This is a genomic window from Flavobacterium sp. (genome assembly GCF_049318325.1).
Lineage (GTDB): Bacteria > Bacteroidota > Bacteroidia > Flavobacteriales > Flavobacteriaceae > Flavobacterium.
The window spans coordinates 1-8416 of the sequence record NZ_JBMOGQ010000104.1 but is presented as its reverse complement, the minus strand read 5'-3'; the positions used below and the strand labels follow the sequence as shown (position 1 = coordinate 8416).

The following is an 8416-nucleotide window of genomic DNA, read 5'->3' as shown; positions in this document are numbered from 1 at the left end:
TTTGAAAATGACTTCTTTTTCTATTAAGATGGCAGCAAGTTGTTCCAATTTTTCTTTGTTTTCTTCTAAGATATTTATGGCTCTTTGATATTCATTTTCAATCAACAAAGAAATCTCCTTATCGATTGTCATAGCAGTTTCTTCTGAATAGGGTTTTGAAAAACTATATTCACTTTGTCCCGTTGAATCGTAATATGTAATGTTACCTAATTTTTCGTTCAGACCATAAATGGTAACCATAGCACGAGCTTGTTTGGTTACTTTTTCCAAATCGCTCAAAGCACCGGTAGAGATTTTATTGAAGATAACTTTCTCTGCTGCTCTTCCTCCCATGGTGGCACACATTTCATCAAGCATTTGCTCAGGACGAACAATTAATCTTTCTTCAGGTAAATACCAGGCAGCGCCTAAACTTTGACCTCTAGGAACTATGGTTACTTTTATCAATGGAGCAGCATGTTCCAACATCCAGCTTACAGTTGCATGACCGGCTTCGTGAACAGCAATAGCATGTTTTTCTTCGGGAGTTACGATTTTATTTTTCTTTTCTAATCCGCCAACAATTCGGTCTACAGCATCTAAAAAGTCTTGTTTATCAACCGCTGTTTTGTTATTTCTGGCCGCAATTAAAGCAGCTTCGTTACACACATTAGCAATATCAGCACCTGAAAAACCAGGTGTTTGTTTGGCTAAAAACTCTGTATCTAAACCGTCCACTTTTTTTAGTGGTGCTAAATGCACTTCAAAAATTTCTTTTCTTTCCCTGATGTCCGGTAAATCAACATAAATCTGTCTGTCAAATCGCCCAGCACGCATCAAAGCTTTGTCTAAAACATCGGCCCTGTTGGTTGCTGCAATTACGATTACATGTGTATTTGTACCAAAACCATCCATTTCAGTTAGTAATTGGTTCAACGTATTTTCGCGTTCGTCATTACCGCCAGACATGTTGTTTTTTCCTCTTGCTCTACCAACAGCATCAATTTCATCAATAAAAATTATGGATGGTGATTTATCTTTGGCTTGCTTGAATAAATCTCTAACACGGGAAGCACCAACACCGACAAACATTTCAACAAAATCGGAACCTGATAAAGAGAAAAAAGGCACTTTAGCTTCACCGGCAACAGCTTTTGCTAATAATGTTTTTCCGGTTCCAGGAGGACCAACTAGGAGTGCTCCTTTTGGAATTTTACCTCCCAAAATGGTGTATTTTTCAGGAGTTTTAAGGAACTCTACTATTTCTTGTATTTCTTCTTTTGCACCCTCTAATCCAGCTACGTCCTTGAAAGTTGTTTTAACTTCTGTTTTTTCGTCAAAAAGTTTAGCTCTCGATTTTCCAATGTTGAAAATTTGACCTCCACCGCCTCCGGCTCCGCCAGACATTCTGCGCATGATCAATACCCAAAGTCCAATGATGATGATAAAAGGTAATAAAGTGATAAAGAGTTCAGACCAATTGCTTTTGGCTTTGAATTCAAAACTTTTTATTTTTCCTTCATCACTAGCTTTTTCAATTTTGTTTTGAAAAACTTCATCATTACCTATATCGAAAGAGTAGTGTGGGCCTTTGTTTACATTGCCCATCATGTCACTTGCAACTTTCTTATTTTCTTTTTCCTCTAGGGCAGATTTTGTCAAATAGGCTTCACCTTCCGTTTTATTGTAGATGATTACTTTTTCAATTTTTCCTTTGTTTAAGTACTCATTGAATTTGGAATACGATATTTTAGTAGTGTCTTGAAAACCAGAACCGCCAAAGTAATTGAGTGCAATAAATCCTGCAATTACTAAAACATATATTAACCACGGACTTATTTTAAATTTATTAGGTTTTTTTTCGTTAGCCATTTTTTTTTATGGTATAAACTATTTTTAATATTTATTTTGAATGGTTGTTATTTTGGCATCGCCCCAAAGACCTTCTATGTTGTAGAATTCGCGAATTTGTTTTTGGAAAACATGAACAACAATGTTTACGTAATCCATTAAAACCCATTCTGAATTATCTGTACCTTCAACATGCCAAGGTTTATCTTTCAATTCTTTAGAAACTAATTTTTGGATAGAGTTAACAATCGCGTTAACTTGTGTATTTGAATTTCCATTACAGATAATAAAGTAATCACAAACTGCCGTATCTATGGCTCTTAAATCGAGTATGTCAATATCATTTCCTTTGACTTCTTCAATGCCTTTTATGATGTTCGCCAAAAGAACATCTGAACTAACTGCTTTCTTCGTCATTTATATTTATGTATGTTTTGCAAATGTATTACTTTTTGTCTTTATTTTTGCTCAACAAAAGTTTAAAATTCATTAATGTTTATCATTTGCCCATGCCTTTAATCAAACTCGATGCCATAGATTCGACGAATGACTTTTTAAAACAATTGTATAAAGAATCAGCTGTTGAAGATTATGCTATTGTCATGGCAAATGAGCAGACCAAAGGAAAAGGGCAAATGGGAGCAAAATGGATTTCAGAGCCTGGTAAAAATCTTACAATGAGTATTTTGGTTAAAGATATTCAGCTCAACAATCAAAATATATACGATTTTAATATTGCAGTTGCACTGTCGGTAATAAAAGTTTTAAAAAACATTCAAATACCAAATGTTTCTATAAAATGGCCTAACGACATTATGGCAGATTCAAAAAAAGTAGCTGGTATACTCATTGAAAATATTTTAAAACCAGATGGCAGTTTCACTTCAATTGTTGGTATAGGATTGAATTTAAACCAAACTATTTTTGAAAACCTACCACAAGCCACTTCATTAAAATGCATTACAGGTAAAACCTATGAACCAGAACTCCTAGCCAAGCTTTTGAGAGATTCATTAGTAGAAAATAGCAAATCTATAAATATGAATTCTGATTTGCTTTGGAATGATTATCATGAAAATTTATATAAAAAGAATTATCCATCACCATTAGAAGATAAAAATGGAAGCCGCTTTATGGGTATTATCAAAAAAGTTACTCGTGATGGGAAATTAGAAGTTATATTAGAAGACGATTCAATTTTATATTTTGAAGTTAAAGAAGTAAAAATGTTATATTGACATAGACTTTTGGACATTCTAATATCTTTTTGTCAAATAATGAAAATAAGCAGAAATACATTAGTATTGATAAATTGATTTTAATTATTTTTGTGCCGAGTTTCGCTTTCCTGAAATTTCGGGATTGTTTCAGAATCTTAACTAATAAACTCTTTATTTATGAACATACACGAATATCAAGGAAAAGAAATTTTAGCAAGTTATGGCGTTAGAGTGCAGCGAGGAATTGTTGCTAATAGCCCAGTTGAAGCTGTGGCTGCCGCAAAACAATTGACTGCAGAAACAGGAACGGGTTGGCATGTTATCAAAGCGCAAATTCACGCAGGTGGAAGAGGAAAAGGAGGTGGCGTAAAATTGGCAAAGAATCTGCAACAGGTGGAAGAGCTATCAGAACAAATTATTGGGATGATGTTAAAAACACCACAAACTCCTCCAGAAGGAAAAAGAGTGCATAAAGTCTTAATCGCTGAAGATGTATATTATCCTGGTGAAAGTGAAACAAAAGAGTTTTATATGTCTGTACTTTTAAACAGAGCAAAAGGGAGAAACATGATTATGTATTCTACTGAAGGTGGAATGGATATTGAAGAAGTCGCTGAACATACTCCACATTTAATCTTTACAGAAGAGATTGATCCTACTGTTGGATTGCAAGGATTCCAAGCACGTAGAATAGCTTTTAATCTTGGTCTTTCAGGAAATGCTTTCAAAGAAATGGTAAAATTTGTTGATTCTTTATATAATGCATATGTTGGTTCTGACGCTTCGATGTTTGAAATTAATCCGGTTTTAAAAACTTCGGATAATAAAATTTTGGCTGTCGATGCTAAAGTGAACATTGATGACAATTCCTTATATCGTCAACCAAAATACGCAGACATGCGCGACATTCGTGAGGAAAACCCAATAGAAGTTGAAGCCAAAGAAGCTGGTTTAAATTATGTTGACCTTGACGGAACTGTTGGTTGTATGGTTAATGGTGCCGGATTGGCAATGGCAACTATGGATTTGATTAAATATGCGGGTTATGAACCAGCTAACTTTTTAGATGTAGGAGGTACAGCAGATGCAAAGCGTGTAGAATTAGCTTTTAGAATTATTTTAAAAGATCCAAACGTAAAAGCAATTTTGATAAATATTTTTGGAGGAATCGTACGTTGTGATAGAGTAGCACAAGGTGTTGTTGATGCGTATAAAAATATGGGTGATGCTATTAAAGTACCTATTATTGTGCGCCTTCAGGGAACTAATGCTGAAATTGCAAAAGAATTAATTGATAATTCAGGAATGCCAATATTATCGGCAGTTCAGTTTCAAGAAGCAGCAGATCAAGTGAAAGTAGCTTTGTCATAAACATAAAATATAGTTTGAATAAATAATCCTGAGTTAAAGCTCAGGATTTTTTTTAACTATTTTTTGAAAACAAACTCATTGGTTTTTGGTAAAACATTTATCAAATAATTAACAAAAACGTTGCTATATTTCTTTTTTATTTCATTTCGAATTCCCTAAATTTGTTGAATTGTTAAACAAACAGATTTAATTCCCTTATTTATACCATGTCCAAAACAGCAACATTAGAATTTGATGGCAACAAATATGAGTTTCCTGTAATTATTGGAAGCGAAAACGAAGCAGCTATTGATATTGAAAAACTACGTGCTTTAACAGGTGCAATAACACTTGATCCGGGTTACAAAAACTCTGGTTCATGCAAAAGCGATATCACTTTCCTTGACGGTGAAGAAGGAATCCTTCGTTATCGCGGTTACGCAATTGAAGATTTAGCAGAAAAATCAGATTTTTTAGAGGTTTCCTACTTGGTCATATTTGGAGAATTACCAACAAAAAGTCAGTTAGCTCAATTTGAAAACGACATCAGAAAATATACTTTGGTCAACGAAGAAATGAAAAACATTATAGATGGTTTTCCAAAAACGGCTCATCCAATGGGCGTTTTGTCTTCGCTTACAAGCGCATTAACAGCTTTTAATCCAAAAGTGGTAAATGTAGAAAACGAAAAAGAAATGTATGAAGCAGTTTGCAAAACCATGGGTAAATTCCTGGTGATTGCTACTTGGACTTATAGAAAAATGATGGGTTATCCTTTAAATTACTATGATAACACGCAAGGATATGTTGAGAATTTCATGCAGTTAATGTTTAAATTACCAACCGGACCGTATTCTTCAAATCCAGTTGTAGTTGATGCATTAGATAAGTTGTTTATTCTTCATGCTGATCACGAGCAAAATTGTTCTACGTCAACAGTAAGAATTGTAGGTTCATCGCATGCTGGATTGTTTGCCTCCATTTCTGCGGGAGTTTCTGCACTTTGGGGTCCATTGCATGGCGGAGCTAATCAGGCTGTTTTAGAGATGTTAGAAGCCATTCAATTAGATGGTGGAGATTCAGCAAAATATATGGCAAAAGCCAAAGATAAAGACGATCCGTTCCGTTTAATGGGATTCGGACATCGTGTTTATAAAAACTTTGACCCAAGAGCCCGAATCATAAAAAAAGCAGCTGATGAAGTATTGAAAAATCTTGGTGTCGACGATCCGATTTTAAAGATAGCAAAGGAATTAGAAGAAGCAGCTTTGGTGGATGATTATTTCGTTTCCAGAAAATTATATCCAAATGTTGATTTCTACTCCGGAATTATATATAGAGCATTAGGCATTCCAACCGATATGTTTACCGTAATGTTTGCTATAGGAAGATTACCGGGCTGGATTGCACAATGGAAAGAAATGCGTATCAATAAAGAACCAATCGGAAGACCAAGACAAGTATATACAGGTCACCCTCTTAGAGATTTTGTGTCAATGGATAAAAGATAAATTATCCAATATTAAATAAATAAAAAACTCCTTGTGCAAACAAGGAGTTTTTTTTACTATTTCTTTTTCAATCTGTCTTTAAAAATCTTTTCAAATTTTTCAATTTTGGGCTGTATTACCATTTCACAATAGGGTTGGTTTTTATTGTTTTGATAATAGTTTTGATGATAGTCTTCTGCTTTATAGAATTTCGTAAAAGGCTCCAAAGAAGTAACAATTTTATTACTGTAAACTTTAGCATTGTTTAGTTCTTCAATAATACTTTCAGCCGCTTTCTTTTGTTCATCATTAACATAAAAAATTACCGAACGATATTGTGTTCCAACATCTGCACCTTGTCTGTTAATAGTTGTTGGGTCATGCACCGTAAAAAACACTTTAAATATTTCATCCAAATTTGTTTTAGTTTTATCGTAAGTAATTTGAATTACTTCTGCAGCACCGGTTCTTCCGGTACAAACTTCTTCATAACTTGGATTTTCAACTTTTCCTCCTGCAAAACCAGAAACTACTTTCTCAACACCTTGTAAATTTTCGTAAACAGCTTCTACACACCAATAACAACCGCCACCCAATACTATAGTTTCTAAATTTCCTTTGTTTGTTGGACTATTTACACTATCTGGAACAAAATCTAATGAAATAGCATTCATGCAATACCGTTTTCCTGTTGGAGCTGGTCCATCATCAAACAAATGCCCTAAATGACTATCACATCTACCACAAAGCGCTTCGATACGACGCATTCCATAAGAGTTGTCATCTTTAAACACAATACTGTTTTTATTGTCTTGTTCAAAAAAACTAGGCCAGCCACAGCTGCTAGTAAATTTTTGATTTGATTTAAATAACTTTAATCCACAAACGGCACAATAATAAGTTCCCTTGGTTTCTGAATTCCACATTGTTCCGGTAAAAGCTCTTTCGGTATCTGCTTGTCTGGCAACTGCATATAAATCAGTAGATAGCACTTTCTTCCATTCTGCATCAGATACATTTAATTTTGTTGTATAGGTATTTGAATAATAGGGATTCTCTGGTTTTGAAATCACGTTTTCCATAACAATTGTTTTTGAAGTTATATTTTGTTTGTTGTTATTCTGTCCACAAGCATTAAGCATGAATAGTGGAGAAAAAAGTAAAAAGTTAAAAATGGATTTTTGCATATTTGATTGTAAAATGAGAATTTTATGTATTCATTCAGTTTTTATTCAGTGATATTATTAATTTATAAATCGTATACAAATTTACATTACATATATTAGGGAAAATGTCAAGTACATTATAAATTACTGCTATTTAAGGAAAGTTTAACGGTTGTTCAAAAGTATAATTATCAAGGCATCTTTTTTTTTGTATTTTTGTCCTATTCCTGAAACTTCAGGATGTGCTTGGGGTTACAAATAGTATAAGTTATGATTGAAGAACAAGTAATCTTGGTTAATGAACAAGATGAACCTATTGGGTTAATGAATAAACTTGAAGCACATGAGAAAGCAATTTTGCATCGTGCTTTTTCGGTATTTGTATTGAATAAAAATAACGAAATCATGTTGCAGCAACGGGCGCATCAAAAATACCATTCACCTTTACTTTGGACTAATACATGTTGTAGTCATCAACGCAATGGAGAAACCAATATTCAGGCAGGAACCCGAAGGTTATTTGAAGAAATGGGTTTCAAAACCGAACTCAAAGAACTATTTCATTTTATATATAAAGCTCCATTTGATAATGGTTTGACAGAACATGAACTCGACCATGTGATGATTGGTTATTATAACGACGAACCAAAAATCAATGAAGAGGAAGTAGAAAGCTGGAAATGGATGAAAATTGAAGATGTCAAAATCGATATGATTCAAAATCCCGATATTTATACGGTTTGGTTCAAAATCATATTTGATGAATTTTATCATTATTTAGAAGACCATAAGATTTAAGATTACCGAATTTAGATTTCAGATTTCAGAACATTTCAACACTCATAAATCGTTAATTAACAATAAAATATCTAATGAAAGTAACCGTTTCCAGAAAAGCCCATTTCAATTCAGCCCATCGATTGTATCGTAAAGATTGGTCAATGGAGAAAAACGATGCTGTTTTTGGCAAGTGTAATAATCCAAATTTCCATGGACATAATTATGAGTTGATAGTTTCAGTAACTGGAGAAATTGACTTGGAAACAGGTTATGTTATTGATGTAAAAATTCTTTCTGATTTAATCAAAGAACATATCGAGAATGCGCTCGATCATAAAAATTTAAACCTTGATGTTCCTGAGTTCGCCGACTTAAATCCAACAGCCGAAAATATAGCAGTTTTCATTTGGCAAAAGCTAAGAAAATATATTGATGCCAATAAAGATTTAGAAGTGGTTCTTTATGAAACACCAAGAAATTTTGTAACCTACAACGGAAATTAATGGCACTAAAAGTTGGAGACAAAATCCCTTCATTTACCTCGATAGATAGTAAAGGAAATTCTTTTGATATATTTGAA

8 protein-coding genes are annotated in these 8416 nt (G+C 33.5%); 5 read left to right on the top strand and 3 right to left on the bottom strand.

Features of this window, described 5'->3' with window-relative positions; translation table 11 throughout:
• Positions 1-1851, bottom strand: a 1851-nt coding sequence (ftsH, locus tag ACOYLP_RS09385; RefSeq protein ID WP_422855913.1) for an ATP-dependent zinc metalloprotease FtsH, incomplete at its 3' end; no start/stop codon positions are given.
• Positions 1852-1875: 24 nt separating this feature from the next.
• The gene (gene rsfS, locus ACOYLP_RS09380) at positions 1876-2247 is read right to left on the bottom strand and encodes a ribosome silencing factor (RefSeq protein ID WP_422855912.1); all 372 of its coding nucleotides are present in this window, start codon (positions 2245-2247) and stop codon (positions 1876-1878) included.
• A 92-nt stretch (positions 2248-2339) separates the two neighbouring features.
• On the opposite strand from rsfS, the gene ACOYLP_RS09375 reads away from it, so the two are divergent.
• From ACOYLP_RS09375 to ACOYLP_RS09365, 3 genes are all read left to right on the top strand, one after another.
• The gene (locus ACOYLP_RS09375) at positions 2340-3068 is read left to right on the top strand and encodes a biotin--[acetyl-CoA-carboxylase] ligase (RefSeq protein WP_422855911.1); all 729 of its coding nucleotides are present in this window, start codon (positions 2340-2342) and stop codon (positions 3066-3068) included.
• A 159-nt stretch (positions 3069-3227) separates the two neighbouring features.
• The gene (gene sucC, locus ACOYLP_RS09370; RefSeq protein WP_422855910.1) at positions 3228-4421 is read left to right on the top strand and encodes an ADP-forming succinate--CoA ligase subunit beta; all 1194 of its coding nucleotides are present in this window, start codon (positions 3228-3230) and stop codon (positions 4419-4421) included.
• A gap of 206 nt (positions 4422-4627) precedes the next feature.
• On the top strand, positions 4628-5911 hold the full coding sequence (locus ACOYLP_RS09365; RefSeq protein ID WP_422855909.1) for a citrate synthase: 1284 nt from the start codon (positions 4628-4630) through the stop codon (positions 5909-5911).
• A 56-nt stretch (positions 5912-5967) separates the two neighbouring features.
• Here the strand turns inward: ACOYLP_RS09365 and ACOYLP_RS09360 are convergent, their stop codons facing one another.
• Entirely contained in the window at positions 5968-7032 is a 1065-nt protein-coding gene (locus tag ACOYLP_RS09360; RefSeq protein ID WP_422855914.1) for a bifunctional methionine sulfoxide reductase B/A protein, read from the bottom strand.
• Between the two features lie 294 nt (positions 7033-7326).
• On the opposite strand from ACOYLP_RS09360, the gene idi reads away from it, so the two are divergent.
• Together idi and ACOYLP_RS09350 are read left to right on the top strand one after the other, a co-directional pair.
• A complete protein-coding gene (idi, locus tag ACOYLP_RS09355; protein WP_422855908.1) occupies positions 7327-7854 on the top strand; it encodes an isopentenyl-diphosphate Delta-isomerase in 528 nt (175 codons plus the stop codon).
• A 74-nt stretch (positions 7855-7928) separates the two neighbouring features.
• Positions 7929-8339 (top strand): 6-pyruvoyl trahydropterin synthase family protein, encoded by a 411-nt coding sequence (locus ACOYLP_RS09350; RefSeq protein ID WP_422855907.1) that lies wholly within the window; start codon positions 7929-7931, stop codon positions 8337-8339.
• The last annotated feature ends 77 nt before the right edge of the window (positions 8340-8416 follow it).

Coding starts and splice junctions, on each gene's coding strand:
- sucC (WP_422855910.1), top strand. CDS start 3,228: ATGAACATACACGAATATCAAGGAAAAGAAATTTTAGCAAGTTATGGC.
- ACOYLP_RS09375 (WP_422855911.1), top strand. CDS start 2,340: ATGCCTTTAATCAAACTCGATGCCATAGATTCGACGAATGACTTTTTA.
- idi (WP_422855908.1), top strand. CDS start 7,327: ATGATTGAAGAACAAGTAATCTTGGTTAATGAACAAGATGAACCTATT.
- ACOYLP_RS09350 (WP_422855907.1), top strand. CDS start 7,929: ATGAAAGTAACCGTTTCCAGAAAAGCCCATTTCAATTCAGCCCATCGA.
- rsfS (WP_422855912.1), bottom strand. CDS start 2,247: ATGACGAAGAAAGCAGTTAGTTCAGATGTTCTTTTGGCGAACATCATA.
- ACOYLP_RS09365 (WP_422855909.1), top strand. CDS start 4,628: ATGTCCAAAACAGCAACATTAGAATTTGATGGCAACAAATATGAGTTT.
- ACOYLP_RS09360 (WP_422855914.1), bottom strand. CDS start 7,032: ATGCTTAATGCTTGTGGACAGAATAACAACAAACAAAATATAACTTCA.